Origin of the sequence: Pelosinus sp. IPA-1 (assembly GCF_030269905.1) — a bacterium.
Classification (GTDB): Bacteria; Bacillota; Negativicutes; order DSM-13327; family DSM-13327; genus Pelosinus.
Genome location: NZ_BSVC01000004.1, coordinates 341,951 through 355,241, shown reverse-complemented (window position 1 = coordinate 355,241; position 13,291 = coordinate 341,951). Strand labels below are relative to the sequence as shown.

General features: G+C 34.8%; 19 protein-coding genes. 12 read left to right on the top strand and 7 right to left on the bottom strand.

Annotated features, from left to right (window positions below; translation table 11 throughout):
- Positions 1–17: 17 nt before the first annotated feature.
- The 4 genes from QSJ81_RS11535 (at position 18) to QSJ81_RS11520 (ending at position 2,450) form a co-directional block, all read left to right on the top strand.
- Positions 18–293 (top strand): DUF255 domain-containing protein, encoded by a 276-nt coding sequence (locus tag QSJ81_RS11535; RefSeq protein WP_285717538.1) that lies wholly within the window; start codon positions 18–20, stop codon positions 291–293.
- A gap of 192 nt (positions 294–485) precedes the next feature.
- A complete protein-coding gene (locus QSJ81_RS11530) occupies positions 486–1,535 on the top strand; it encodes a hypothetical protein (RefSeq protein WP_285717537.1) in 1,050 nt (349 codons plus the stop codon).
- Positions 1,536–1,751: 216 nt separating this feature from the next.
- Positions 1,752–2,147 carry a barstar family protein gene (locus QSJ81_RS11525; protein WP_285717536.1) on the top strand — a complete coding sequence of 132 codons (396 nt, stop codon included), beginning with the start codon at positions 1,752–1,754 and terminating at the stop codon, positions 2,145–2,147.
- 48 nt (positions 2,148–2,195) lie between these two features.
- Complete coding sequence (locus QSJ81_RS11520) at positions 2,196–2,450, top strand: DUF1871 family protein (protein ID WP_285717535.1); 255 nt, start codon at positions 2,196–2,198, stop codon at positions 2,448–2,450.
- A gap of 307 nt (positions 2,451–2,757) precedes the next feature.
- Here the strand turns inward: QSJ81_RS11520 and QSJ81_RS11515 are convergent, their stop codons facing one another.
- Positions 2,758–3,099 carry a winged helix-turn-helix transcriptional regulator gene (locus QSJ81_RS11515; RefSeq protein ID WP_285717534.1) on the bottom strand — a complete coding sequence of 114 codons (342 nt, stop codon included), beginning with the start codon at positions 3,097–3,099 and terminating at the stop codon, positions 2,758–2,760.
- Between the two features lie 119 nt (positions 3,100–3,218).
- Between QSJ81_RS11515 and QSJ81_RS11510 the strand changes: the two genes are divergently transcribed.
- Positions 3,219–3,764 carry a flavodoxin family protein gene (locus QSJ81_RS11510; RefSeq protein ID WP_285717533.1) on the top strand — a complete coding sequence of 182 codons (546 nt, stop codon included), beginning with the start codon at positions 3,219–3,221 and terminating at the stop codon, positions 3,762–3,764.
- A 291-nt stretch (positions 3,765–4,055) separates the two neighbouring features.
- Complete coding sequence (locus QSJ81_RS11505; RefSeq protein ID WP_285717768.1) at positions 4,056–4,856, top strand: nitroreductase family protein; 801 nt, start codon at positions 4,056–4,058, stop codon at positions 4,854–4,856.
- A 289-nt stretch (positions 4,857–5,145) separates the two neighbouring features.
- Here the strand turns inward: QSJ81_RS11505 and QSJ81_RS11500 are convergent, their stop codons facing one another.
- Together QSJ81_RS11500 and QSJ81_RS11495 are read right to left on the bottom strand one after the other, a co-directional pair.
- Positions 5,146–5,514, bottom strand: coding sequence for a hypothetical protein (locus QSJ81_RS11500; RefSeq protein ID WP_285717532.1), 369 nt, complete (start codon positions 5,512–5,514; stop codon positions 5,146–5,148).
- Positions 5,515–5,563: 49 nt separating this feature from the next.
- Positions 5,564–6,133, bottom strand: a complete 570-nt coding sequence (locus QSJ81_RS11495; protein ID WP_285717531.1) for a nitroreductase family protein — start codon at positions 6,131–6,133, stop codon at positions 5,564–5,566.
- Between the two features lie 250 nt (positions 6,134–6,383).
- Here QSJ81_RS11495 and QSJ81_RS11490 point away from each other — a divergent pair, with 250 nt between their 5' ends.
- Together QSJ81_RS11490 and QSJ81_RS11485 are read left to right on the top strand one after the other, a co-directional pair.
- Positions 6,384–7,082: an ankyrin repeat domain-containing protein gene (locus QSJ81_RS11490; RefSeq protein ID WP_285717530.1), complete on the top strand. Its 699-nt coding sequence runs from the start codon at positions 6,384–6,386 to the stop codon at positions 7,080–7,082.
- A 332-nt stretch (positions 7,083–7,414) separates the two neighbouring features.
- Positions 7,415–8,923 (top strand): sensor domain-containing diguanylate cyclase, encoded by a 1,509-nt coding sequence (locus tag QSJ81_RS11485; RefSeq protein WP_285717529.1) that lies wholly within the window; start codon positions 7,415–7,417, stop codon positions 8,921–8,923.
- A gap of 116 nt (positions 8,924–9,039) precedes the next feature.
- On the opposite strand, the gene QSJ81_RS11480 is transcribed toward QSJ81_RS11485, so the two are convergent.
- Positions 9,040–9,363 (bottom strand): Ada metal-binding domain-containing protein, encoded by a 324-nt coding sequence (locus tag QSJ81_RS11480; protein ID WP_285717528.1) that lies wholly within the window; start codon positions 9,361–9,363, stop codon positions 9,040–9,042.
- 226 nt (positions 9,364–9,589) lie between these two features.
- Between QSJ81_RS11480 and QSJ81_RS11475 the strand changes: the two genes are divergently transcribed.
- From QSJ81_RS11475 to QSJ81_RS11470, 3 genes are all read left to right on the top strand, one after another.
- Positions 9,590–9,739, top strand: coding sequence for a hypothetical protein (locus tag QSJ81_RS11475; RefSeq protein WP_285717527.1), 150 nt, complete (start codon positions 9,590–9,592; stop codon positions 9,737–9,739).
- Positions 9,740–9,772: 33 nt separating this feature from the next.
- Positions 9,773–9,955, top strand: a complete 183-nt coding sequence (locus QSJ81_RS25710; RefSeq protein WP_502929650.1) for a hypothetical protein — start codon at positions 9,773–9,775, stop codon at positions 9,953–9,955.
- Positions 9,956–10,036: 81 nt separating this feature from the next.
- Positions 10,037–10,342, top strand: coding sequence for a hypothetical protein (locus QSJ81_RS11470; protein WP_285717526.1), 306 nt, complete (start codon positions 10,037–10,039; stop codon positions 10,340–10,342).
- A 543-nt stretch (positions 10,343–10,885) separates the two neighbouring features.
- On the opposite strand, the gene QSJ81_RS11465 is transcribed toward QSJ81_RS11470, so the two are convergent.
- From QSJ81_RS11465 to QSJ81_RS11455, 3 genes are all read right to left on the bottom strand, one after another.
- Positions 10,886–11,137, bottom strand: a complete 252-nt coding sequence (locus QSJ81_RS11465; protein ID WP_285717525.1) for a hypothetical protein — start codon at positions 11,135–11,137, stop codon at positions 10,886–10,888.
- Positions 11,138–11,154: 17 nt separating this feature from the next.
- Positions 11,155–11,700 (bottom strand): hypothetical protein, encoded by a 546-nt coding sequence (locus QSJ81_RS11460; RefSeq protein WP_285717524.1) that lies wholly within the window; start codon positions 11,698–11,700, stop codon positions 11,155–11,157.
- A gap of 222 nt (positions 11,701–11,922) precedes the next feature.
- Positions 11,923–12,252, bottom strand: a complete 330-nt coding sequence (locus QSJ81_RS11455; RefSeq protein WP_285717523.1) for a hypothetical protein — start codon at positions 12,250–12,252, stop codon at positions 11,923–11,925.
- Between the two features lie 313 nt (positions 12,253–12,565).
- Between QSJ81_RS11455 and QSJ81_RS11450 the strand changes: the two genes are divergently transcribed.
- A complete protein-coding gene (locus tag QSJ81_RS11450; RefSeq protein ID WP_285717522.1) occupies positions 12,566–13,279 on the top strand; it encodes a MurR/RpiR family transcriptional regulator in 714 nt (237 codons plus the stop codon).
- The last annotated feature ends 12 nt before the right edge of the window (positions 13,280–13,291 follow it).

Genomic DNA, 13,291 nt, shown 5'->3' with positions numbered 1-13,291 from the left:
ATTGATTGGCATAACTGATGGCTACTGCTGCAACAAGTTCATCGCTGCGATTTGACCATGAACACTTATCTTCTTCACATGCCCATAATCCGGTAGACTGGTATCCGTGGGAAGACGAAGCCTTCGAAAAAGCAAAACAAGAAAGTAAACCTGTCTTTTTAAGTGTAGGGTATAGTACGTGCCATTGGAGCGATGTTACTACAGGGGAAGTTAGAGAAGCTATTAAACGCGGTGAACAGGCAATAGCAGAAGAATCCAGGGCCAATGGGATGGCGCATCAGAACGCGGAGTAAATAGTAAACCCGAAGCCTTAGATATAAGGCCTCGGGTTGTTCTTGTGATGATTGTGGTATTCGTGACAGATGGTACATGATTCTCAACTGGAGGTTTTTGTTAATCTTAGGTAGAATAAGAAGTATGACAATTGCATCGTTTTTCCAATGAATTTTGTTTATCGTAAATTTGAGTGAATAGGAGAATGATCTATGCGTACACTTGGAATTTTATTTTTAGTGTTTTTTTTGATAACTAATATTGCTTATGCCGATCCCTTAGACCAGCTGGAAGGTCTACAAGAATATGACGGAACCATAGACGGAAATCTTAAAATTACTTTGTTGCTTGAAAGAAATGGCGATCAATTGAAGGGTGAATATCGCTATAACTCGCAGCAAGCAATGCTCGAGTTGAAAGGAGAAATGACCGGCGAAAAGGAGTTTATTCTAAGGGAGTTTGATGGTATAAAGGAGACTGGTGTATTTAAAGGCGCATTTCTGAACGACGGAAGAGTCGAAGGACAATGGTTTAATTCAGAGAAAACCGCACAATACGAATTCAAACTGGAAAGAAAAGCGCCGACAGCTTGGACGGGAAAATGGAGTCGGGCCAAGGATTACTTTAGTCCCGCAATGCTCAAAATATGGAATGTCAGCGAGACAGGATTTGATTTTAAATTATCTGCAGCGAGCGGAGGCCACACGGGAATGATAGGATTTTTCAGTCAGGGACCTGCACGAGCGCAGCTTATCGAAGGTGACGCAGTTTACGCAACCAAGGAAGGGACACTGAAATTTTATCTTAGAGATGATAAATTAATTATTGAACAAAAAGGTAATATAGATGCCGGCATGGGGGTTGTATACTTAGGCGAATATCAGAAAGGGGAGGTGGTTCTTGTTCTGCCGACCCTCGTTGAGCACAATGTTTTCCATGATTCCTCTGAGGAGATAGCCTTTAAAGCATTGGTCGGAGATTATTACCGATCTTTTCTAGGATCTTTCCATCTGGTCTATGAAGAAAAGGACCTTGATCAGGTCGGTGCGTCGGTGTATATGGGAGGAGTAAGAGGATTGTTTACATGCATGGAAGGAATTATTATGAGGACTGCGGACGGAGAAATGTGGGCTGGCGTTATCCAAGGCGACAAGGTCAGATATTTTACCAACTCCAAGCGCTTTAACGGATTGCCGTTGACAATCGAGAACTGGCGATCAAGATTCAAAAATAAAGAAGTCATAACGGTGTACAACCCGTAAATAAAACTTTATTTACGTTGCTGATAAAAAGGTTATACAGATACATCTCATTGGTGCCATGTCGGCTGATGGAACTAATTTATTCATAGTTATATGAGAAAAAACCAGCATTTTGACGATGCTGGTTTTTTATTTGCAGGATATATTTACTATTTGGCTAATGTTAAATAAACAGTTAGAGGTAGTACTTGGAATCGAGCTTATCGGGAGGCATATATGAAGAAAAAGGAAATTGTTATAGATGGAAGCAAGTTCAATGATGTTGAGGGATTCTATCTTGAAATTGACAAAAAATTTACAAAAGAGTTGACGTGGAAAACAGGACATAATTTCGATGCTTTAAATGATTTATTACACGGAGGTTTCGGTATACATGAATACGGGGAACCAATTATTATAACATGGGAAAATGCTGAAAAAAGTAAAAAGGATTTAGGATATGATGCTACTATTAAACATTATGAAGAAATGTTAATCAGATGCCATCCTACAAATATTGATAAAATAAACTCTCTGTTAGAATTCGCTAAACGAAAGAATGGTAATACATTATTTGAATTAATTATTCAGATAATTCAAAGCCATGATAATATTGATTTGATTCTAAAATAGACGTGAAAATATATATAAAGGAAAATAGTTAAAATGGAAGGCGTATATATGAATACATACAAGCTCGTGGAAGAAGTTATTAATGAATGGGACCCGATAAACCTCTTACCCCTTGCTCCAAGAGATGAGTATAAGTTGGAAATTCTTAAAATCGTAAACCTACTTCAGGAGATAAATAGTACACAAGAACTAGGAAGAGGAATCTATCAAATTTTTGTACGGTGTTTTGACGATATGTTTAAACGGAGCGAAAAAGACTGTTTATTGATTGCTGAACGAATTATTGCCAAATTGCATACGTAAGCCAGTTAAAGAAAGCGGTGGAATCAATCAGTAGAACGTTTATTCTACAATGGAGGACGCAAATGAAAGATAAATTGCTTAAATATATAGATGAGAACTTTCCTAACTTACATAATGACATTAACATTAGATATGAATTATAGTCAAAACTTACTAATTGACTACGTATTTAAAACACAAAATGCCAGTGAAGTCACTAAAATAATGGCAATTTGTATGTAGACAAAATGGCAAAATTTAAAAGGGAAATATGGTCAAGGGCTTCTTATCATGCTAGTAAGAAAACACAACGTAAAGCTAAAATGCTTTATAGACGATTTTTACCACCCCAAGTACACATCATATCTAAGATAGGTATGAGTGATTTTCCACGTTCTGATAAACTATATTCGACTTTTGGTGGGATTTGAGGGTATTCTTCGCGTATTATTAATTGGTCATCTTCCATTTCTTTAAGTGTTTTACTTAAAGTTTTGAAGGAAATTGTGCCAATAGAACGTTGGAGTTCATTGAACCTCATAACTGACTTATATTCAGCAAGCCAATACATGATAATCATTTTATATTTACCGTTTATAAGTGATAACGTATATCCAAAATCAGTATTGTTTATATTTACACCAGTTAGACTGCAATTTTCAATTGACACTTTTACACTTCCCTTTAGGTTAGTACATAACCTCAATGTACGTACTTTACTGATATCATATCATAAATTATACTTTGAGTAGTGTCAACGATATAATTAAGAAAGGAAGAATGAGAACTATGAAAAAGAATATTCTAGTATTAACTGGTAGTCCAAGAATTGGGGGAAATAGCGATTTATTGGCGGATGCGTTTATAAAAGGAGCAAACAAAGCAGGACACGAAGTAGTTAAATGTGAAGTTGGCAAAAAAAATATTATGGGGTGTAAAGCCTGTGATACTTGTTACAGTAAAGGAAAGCCTTGTTCATTTGATGACGATTTTAATAGCATTGCTCCTCTTATAGAAAACGCAGATGCAATCATTTTTATAACACCACTTTATTGGTTTTCATTTCCGACTCAGCTTAAGGCAGTCATAGACAAAACTTATTCATTTATAATTGGAGAGAAGAAGCTAAATATAAAGGAAAGTATGCTTCTGGTTTGTGGAGCAGATGATGATGAATCTGTATTTAGCGGTATTATTAGCACATATAAACAGATTGCCTACTATCAAAAATGGTCAGATAGAGGTCATTTGGTTGTTCCAGGTGTTAACAGTAAAGGAGATATATTATCTACTAGAGCTCTTGTACTTGCAGAAGAGATGGGCAATAATATTTAGTAGTTAAAGTAGGTAGTTATGACAGAGAAAGAACAGGCACAAAGAGATTATTTGTATGATGTGTAAAAAAGATATCTGGAGTAATCGCAGCGGGAAATCCTTGTATGGTGATTCGTAAAATAACTGAGGATGATAAAACTTAAAAGAAATTATACAAAAATAAAAACCTAATTTATTGAATAAAAAGGCATTAAGACTTTTTATTTTAGCATATGAGTGCATTGGTGCACACGTATAATCTAATAACCAAATTAAATTTATAAAAAACTATTCTGAAAGGAATTGATTAAAATAAAACTTATAACTGTAAATGAAGAGAAATGTATTAAATGCGAACTTTGTATTAAAGAATGTCCAGTAGATGTTCTAAAGATGGGAAAAAAGGGACCGGAAGAAATAGCAAACACCACTTGCATTGCCTGCGGACATTGTGTTGCTATATGCCCTAATGCCGCTATAGATAATAAAAAAACACCTTTAATACAACAAGTTGATACAAAAGATTTTCCTAAGTTAAATGCACAGCAGGCAGAGCATTTTTTAAGATCACGTCGTTCCATAAGAAATTATAAAGACGAGTCAGTATCAAGAGAAAAATTAACAAAATTAATTGATATTGCAAGGCTAGCTCCTACTGCAGGAAATAGTCAAGGTATATCCTTTGTGGTAGTTGAAAATAAACAATTAATTGAAAAAGCTACTGAAAGTTCTATTCAGATGATAGAAAATTCCCCATTAAGGTATCTAGTAGAAGAAGCTATCAGAAGTTACAGGGAAGATGGAGTTGATTCAATTTTCCGTGGTGCTCCTAACTTAATCATAACTATTGCAGATAAAGATCTTCGAAGTGCCAGAGATAACTCTGTTTCATATTTGACTTATCTAGAATTATATGCTCCTTCACTAGGACTTGGATCCTGTTGGGCTGGAATTTTTGAGTATTGTGCATCTATTGAGAATTCACCGATGCTTAAATTATTCAATATTCCAGAAGGAAAAAAGATAACAGCTGCGGTTATGGTTGGATATCCTAAGTATAGTTATAAGCGATTAGTAGATAGAAATCCATTAGATGTTACATTTTTAAGTTAATGCATGTTTTTAAGTTTATATAAGGGGGCAGTAGCTCATTACTTCCTATGCCCAACCAGCTCCACGATCCCTTCCTCCAGAACATATCTACCAAGATCATTATCATATTCAGTCTGGCAAATATTTTCGTCAAGCAACAGTTGCCATGCAAGCTATTAGCCTCACGCCACAACCGGGGGAGAAGAAGGTAGTTCAATCATGAAAAGCTCAATCTTCAAGTAATAAAACAAATAAGCCACAGCCTATCCATTAGAGGATTAGTACTGTGGCTTTTATCATTTACTATAGTTCAATTTTCTAAACGAAGCCAGCTTTTAAGTTCAGCCACCTTGCTTTTCCCATATTCTCCAGTTGCTTCAACGTGGTAAGAGAGACTTTTCATGTTTTTTAGTAAATAAGGGTGTATTTCTGTCGTATTAGAAACACTATATACTTCTAACAAAAGCTGAAAGCATTCAGTAATTATAAAAACTTCATTCTGTTCAAGGATTAGATCAATTACCTTTGGTATTAAATTATAAGCTGCTGATGGTTTTAGATTGCAGGTTATTTCCTTGCGACAATCATGGAAATACCATTCATTATCTTGAAGCTTCTCTTGCCAGTTCGTAAATTTATCATTCATTACTTCTTTTAAACGTGGATATATATCATTCACCTACCTAATTAATTATCACAGACTAATGCTCAAAGTGAGAACTACAAGCCTATAAATTCTCCCACTCCGTAACATCTCTCCATGACTGACGCGGCCGAGGATTAGGCGATTGATTAGCATAACCGATAGCCAACGCTGCAACAAGTTCATCATCGCGATTTAACCAAGAACATATTTCACGCTCAGAGTAAAAAATATCACAAATCCAAAGGGTACCAAGACCAAAATCTTGTGCTGCTAAAATCATTGTTTGAATAGCTGCGCCGATTGATTGAGTATCAGTTAGTAGCCTGTAGTGATTATAATCTTTTTCAAAGTTAGAGAAGGCATTGAACACTAGAATTACTACGGATGCCTGATTCATCGCATGAATGCTTCCTTCACAACTTCCCATATCTAAGCCTTGTAGCTTTCGATGATTAGTAACGTTAGTCATGATGTTAACTAATTCATCTTTTCTTTTGTCTTGCAATACAACAAATCGCCATGGCTGACGATTCTTTCCTGAAGGTGCTTTCATCGTTAGTTCCAGGATTGCTTCTATAGTTTCTTGTGGTATTGATTTATTCTGAAATTCTCGAATACTTCTTCTCTCTGTAATTGCCTTTAGTGTGTTCATGTTGTTCCTCCAATTGACTGAAGTTATATAGGGGTATTACTGTAGCTTTTGTTTGGGGAGATCAGTTAGAGAAGTAATCAGACGTGAGGAATAGCTTATTTCGGAAAAAGGATCATAAGTTGACGGAGTCGTGCATTATAATGCACCTTTTTAATTTTAATCTGGAAATTTGCAGGTATTTTACTATATATGGAGAATTATGTATAAATTAGTAAGAGGATAAATTTGAATTATTAAGGAGTGGGTAATTGTGGCTAATTATATTAAATTAATGTTTCTTATAATCGTGATATTATTGTTAAATATAACAAGTATATTTGCTAGTTCAATGGATGTTTTATTAATAAATAGTGTTAGAAATAACGATGTTAATATGGTGAAAACTGCTCTTTCAAATGGAGCCAATATAAATTATATGCCCGATATATGTACTTCACCGCTCAGTATAGCTGTTCAAAATAAAAATTCTGACATGGTTCATTTTCTTATTTTAAACGGAGCTAACTGTAACTATCAATTTATTAATATGTCGGAAAAAGTAACTCCACTTATTCAGGCAGTTTTAAATACTGATATTAAAACTGTTCGGGTTTTATTAGAAGCCGGTGCCGATATTAATGGTACTAGCGAAAATGGAAATACTCCAATTATGGCTGCTGCTACCTCCGAACCGAAAATAATGATAGTTCAGTTGTTAATATCGAAGGGTGCAAATGTAAATCAAGCAAATAATTACGGAACTACGCCGCTTATGATAGTAGCTAAACACGAAAATGGTTGGTTGCCGGATATCAGTCCTGCTAAACTAGCGGTAGCTAAACTTTTGTTGCAGGCTGGTTCAGATACTACAATTAGAGATAACTATTATAATAAAAGTGCTCTTGATTATGCAATCGATACAAATTTTAAAGAAATGATTAATCTATTATTGCCTCTTTCTTCGAAATAAAAATATGAGATACTAATTTGTTTTAAACCGTTTCTTATGAGGGCTCCGGGCGCACCAATCGAATATAGTAGTGGCAAGGATTCAGAGATTCTGAACCTTGCTTTTTTTGTTCGCTCGACACAGCCCGTCCATTAGTGGAATAGTACTGTGTCTTTTTTTGTAAACAATTATTGCAAAATATGGTATTTTAATTGTAGAATAGCAGAGATAAATGACATCAGTGTATTTTTACAAAAATTTTAGACTTGATCCTTGTAAACAAGAGATAGTTGTTATAAATAGTCGATCTTTATATAATTTAGGTGAAAATATCTTTAAATTGGAGTGATTAAATGCGTTTTTTACACAAATTTACGCTATTATTCGGTACTTTGATTATTATTAGTAGCTGTATTCAATTTATTGTTTTTGATAGATTTTTTCTTGCTGCTACTGATTCTTTATTATTGGCAATTAATGAAAAGGCCGCGAACAATAGTAGTTCACAGCTTTTAACATATTTTAAAAGAATTGAGAATTCATTAAGAATTATTGCCTCGGATCCTAAAATTAGGAAGAATCAGGAACTTCTTAATGAGATTGCTACGATCATTCCTGAAGTAGATGTGATTGCAATCCTTGATAAACAAGGCGATATCTCACTTGCCAGTGGAACTACTCGTAATGTTTCTGGTTTGAATTTGTCACAAAGATATTACTTTCAACAAGCGATTCAGGGTAAAACGTACATAAGTGACGTATATACGAGTCCCAGTGGCCGTAAAGTTATTTCAATCGCGATTCCTATTATTGAAAGCGGTAATATTGAAGGAGTAGTTGTCGGGGTAGTTCAATTGCACGGAGATATTCTGGCATCCATGTTTGACAATAAATCATTTGGTCGGGGCGGATACATTGCTATTTCAGACAGACAAGGAAATATAGTTTATCATCCAAATAAGGAACGTATCGGAAAGAAAAATGTGATTGTTGATAAGTTGCAGGGGACGACAGGTTCGGGAGTCATGAAGGATTTTTCTGGATTCGATCGTTATATTGGATTTAGCAAGGTTTCTGAATTAGACTGGATTGTTACTGTAAATACACCTACTACCGAGATAATGCAAACTCGGAATATGATGATTTACGAAATTCTAACGATATCATTGTTGGCTATTTTTGTAATTGTTGCATTTGGTACATACACAGTGCGACAGTATACAAAGCCGATAGATAGATTAATTGAGGCGTTTAGCTCTGTAAAAAAAGGAGAATATAAGCAAATTGCTTCTTATGATTATGCTACTGAATTTGATGAAATAATTCAAGTATATAACAACACAATTATAAAACTAGAAGATGTCCATGCTGCATTAGAAGGGATGGCCGACCTTGATGGGTTAACTGGAGCTTATAACCGGAGGGCTTTTGATAACCTGTTAGGGGCGCTTACTAGTGAAGTAGAATCTCACTCATTAGAAACTCTAGGAATTATGCTACTGGATATTGATAACTTTAAGTGGTTGAATGATACATATGGTCATTTAGCAGGGGATGACATATTAAAGAAACTTACCGTAATATTGCAATTAATCGTAGAAGATCAATCTGTGTTCCGGTTTGGCGGAGATGAATTCGCGATTATCTTGAGGAATATCTCCTATGAGACGTTAATGTCCTTTGCAGAAGAAATTCGTTTGGAGAGTGAAAAGGCATTAAACGGCTGTACAGTAAGTATAGGTATTGCAATTTGTCCTGAAGATACGGATTCTATAGAGAAATTACTGGATTTTGCCGATAAGGCACTTTATATTAGCAAAGAAACCAAAAATAAAGTAACAGCATATGGGAGCAACAAATAGTACTAAGAATAGTAGTAGATAAACCTTTTATAAATACTTCTAGTTGATACATAAAGACACAGCCTATCCATTAGTGGAGCAGTGCTGTGTCTTTCCTGTTAAAAGCAATTATCAACTTACGGCCTACAAACCTTACAAGGCACAAACCCCGCATTAATAGCCTCATCCCTATTATCATAAAATACCTTGTGACTTGGTGACATCATATTCACGTACCTACAGCCAGCATAATGGAACTTACCAGTATTAGAGTTAGCCACATATGCACCCTCAGATTGTGGAGTAGACGGTGCAATAGCATCAATAGCACAATCATCTAAATGAGCAATTTGAACAGGGATTGCTGCCTGATGAGAGAGGGTAGGAAAGATAGAAGTAAGACTGACCGCAACACATAAGACCAGGAACAGCTGTAAATAGACTTTTTGTAAACGCTTCATGACAATTCCTTCTTCTTTATACATAAAGACACAGCCTGTCCATTTAAAGAGCGGAATAGTGCTGTGTCTAATGCTACTATTGGTTTTTATTTATAGCTCCAGAGAGTACTTTAAAAGGGTAAATAATAGTAAAGTCATCTACATAATGGTGGACGACTTTTTTGCTGTCATTATATTGTCATATTTTTCCTGTATTATATATTCTAAAAGAAGGAGGGGATAATACATGAGCGTTAATAGTGACGGTTCAGATGGTTACGAACGTGATAATATAAAAGAAAAAGAATGGTGTAGTCATCCTATTGTAATTTTTGCTGGAATACTAGTGCTGTATACTGCTACTAGTTCGATTATTACACTATTAGCTTGTAGGTAGTATTCGTAATTTTTCATCAGATAAGATGATTTAATTTTTAAGGAGAAAAGACTAAGCGTTGATGCCGCACATCATCCGAAGATAAAGCCATTGTACCGATATTATAAGAGTTCAATAGGTAATCACTTCTATACCACAAATTTTGATGAGCTTGGTAGAGGAAATAGTGGTTATGTATATGATGGTGTCCAGTGCTATGTAATTAGAGCTGATTAGCGTAAGATATTCATATGGGAAATTGACCAGGAAGAAATGAAAGTTGGAAGCACTCCAGCTGAGCGTATCAGATGGTCTCGTATGCAAAAAGGTTGGTTAATCCCAACTCTTGTTGCAAAAGTTGGGATTGCTGCAGCCCATTTAAGCCAGATAGAAGGAAAAATTATTGACACTGTAGGGATGAAAACCTTACCTCATAAGCATTATCTCACCGAGGTTGTGATTTTCACGCTTGTCCGTGTGGTTCACAACCTGGGCGAAAACAAACTTTACGAGAAGTTTTACCTTCGGCGCATCTCTATCATCGGAATGTGTGGTGCAAACAACTACCTCACGTACAAGTTGCTTAATAATACTTCGTTTAGTTTCATATGTAATATTATCTGAGAGTTTTTCTTTTAATTTACCTAAGAGTATAATAACGTCCTTTTTACGGCTCACTTCATCATTGGTCGTAATGAGGGCGTTTTTTAATTCTTTCTGCCGGCCTTCAAGAGCCGATCGCTCAAAGGCAATCTTAGAGAGTTGCTCTTCCGCGTATTTACTAGTTATAAGTTGCTTTCTTTATAAATTGAGGATCGATTGTTTCTCTGTATCCTTTTGAGAGAGGGAAGAAGTAATTAACAGCAATTCTTGCTCACGATATTTAATTGATGAAGATCGCAGTATTTTGTTGCAAATTCGATTTGGTTTTCAATTGTACCTTTGTCGGCCTGATCGTCAATACTGACTGGTCAAACACGAACATAGATGGCAATATTCATATTGTCACTAGTCCGCATAAAAATCACCCTCTTTATTACTTAGATTTATATTATTTTACAAAATATCATCAGTACATATGTTCGATTATTGATTAAAGAAAAAAGCGGATCCACCGCTTATGTATATAGTACCATTCTAAAAGTTTAAGGGGAATCCGCTTTTAAGCTAAATCTTTAGATCAGTATATAAGTCTTTACTGTTTTCTATTGAAGAAACTACTTTACTCCATTGATTTGCATTCAAAAACATCTGGCCATCTCTCAATACATAAGCTGGGATTCTCCCCATAACACCTTCTCCAAAACTAGCAACTGATAAGATGCCATCAGCAATTAGTATGGATACGCCATTAGTAGCAGGAATAGGGGGAGGGGAGATGTTTTGTATAAACAATTCTTGATTAATAGTTGCTTTCATTATTCCACCTAGTTCAGCTATATGCTAACTTTATCAAATTCGTTTACTTTTTTAGTTTTTGAGGTAGATAGCACTAGTACGATTTTAGGAATCTGTACGAATGTGGACAATAACGGTAAAATATAATGAAAAAATGAGCTTGGTAATTGGGAGCTAACTAATAAACTAGCTATAAAAGGTGCTAATAATATTTCACTTGTTAATTCAAGTAGGAGACTAACTCCCATGTACATCCATTTTGATTTTGAGAGTTTAAGGGCTGAGAGACCAACTATTATTGCATCTGCGAGTATCGCAGCCAATACAACTATGTGCTTATAAGGTAAAAAAGACCAAAATAAAAAAGGAGAGGCCCCAGATAAGGACAGTGCCATAATTACCCATATCGGATGTATACCTATCAGAGTTCCAAATCGGTAATAACCATAGAATGGGATAAAGAATGCTATTTTTTTAGAATCTCCTATTCTTCTTGCTAATATTGAGTTAAGAAAACTGTTCAAAAGCCATATATATATTGAACTCAATAAAACACTTAACGATGTAAGATTAATCTCGATCATTATAGACCTCCTAATTATTAAGTAAAAAAGCAAACGAAAATGATTCTTAGAATATTTTACCATGATATTACAATATTGGCATTCATGTTTGTAGAATTAAAGGGGAAAATGGATTCTTGTAGAAATTTTAAAACGCAAGTTTAATTACCCGTGGTTTTCGTATTTATATGTATAACATTAACCGCAAACAAGAGATAAGGTGATGATAAATAATGATTGTTATTAGTAAAAAAGAAAAAGAAGAGGTCTAACGACTAAACCTTCATGATGCAAAAGTCGCAAAAATCGTTTGTGATTATGATGAAGGAACTGTTGAAATGTATTATCGGATTCTCCTTCAAAAGCTTGCAACAAATACTTTTGGATTTCATTTATGCCATAAGGGCTTGCCGTTCTGTTACCATCCTTCATTGCTACGCCATAAAATGATGAGGTATAACCGATTGGTGCTTCAAATAACTGTAATTTTGCTGCTTTTTCCGTTTTTTGATATATAATTTTTTTCCCCTGAGGAAGAGGTATAAAGTCAAAGGCCGTACCCCATTTCAGCACTACATGAGGTCCTTTTAAAAGATAATAATGCAATAATGTTCTTATTCCATTAACACTAGTACCAGTTCAATAGTAATCTCCTCGCCACGATAAATGAAATTCTTGTAACTTTGGCGTAATGATTTCATCAAGCATAATTTTCAGTTCGTTACCTTCTATAATATGATATTTATCATACCCAATTGAATTAATCGTGATGATATTCTTTCTTTTTACCTACTTCCTGCAAAGCTATTTATTAATAAATTAGCTTGTATTTGTATAAAAAAACAACTCCTGCTGTGTTACAAATAGATGTTTATTGGAGGCTACAATGTTTTCGTATGATAATATTCAAAAATTTAATGAAACTGAAATTCAGATATATAAGTTTATTGTTGATAACGAGGAAAAAATTCCTTATATGACTATTCGGGAATTGAGTGAGATGATGCATGTATCGACATCAACAATCCTTAGATTTTGTAATAAATTGAACTGTGATGGATATACGGAATTTAAAGAAAGACTTAAGAAATATTTATATCAAATCAAGGAAATGCCGCCTCAAAATGATTTAGTTGAGCTATTGGATTACTTTAAGAGAACTAACACTAATTCCTTTGAACAGAAAATAGAGCAAGGTGCGGATTTTATTAGAAAAGCGGAAACAGTTATATTTATAGGAGGGGGTTCCTCGGGTACATTGGCGAGATATGGAGCAAGATATTTCTCTAATTTGGGTAAGTTTTCAATAGGCTTAGAAGATGCTTATTACCCAATTATAAAAGATATGGTGAGTCCTACAGTGATAGTTGTACTCTCGGTTTCAGGAGAAACAAAAGAGATTGTTAATTTAATTGACCGATTCAAAACTAATAAGTGTAATATTTTGAGCATAACTAATCAAGCTAATTCCACAATTGCAAAAGTATCAGACTGGAACATCTCCTACAATATGAATATGCATATAGTTAATGGTGGATATAATGCCACAACCCAGGTGCCTGTATTGTTTCTGATAGAAGCATTAGCAAGGAGAATATGAATTTTGAAACAT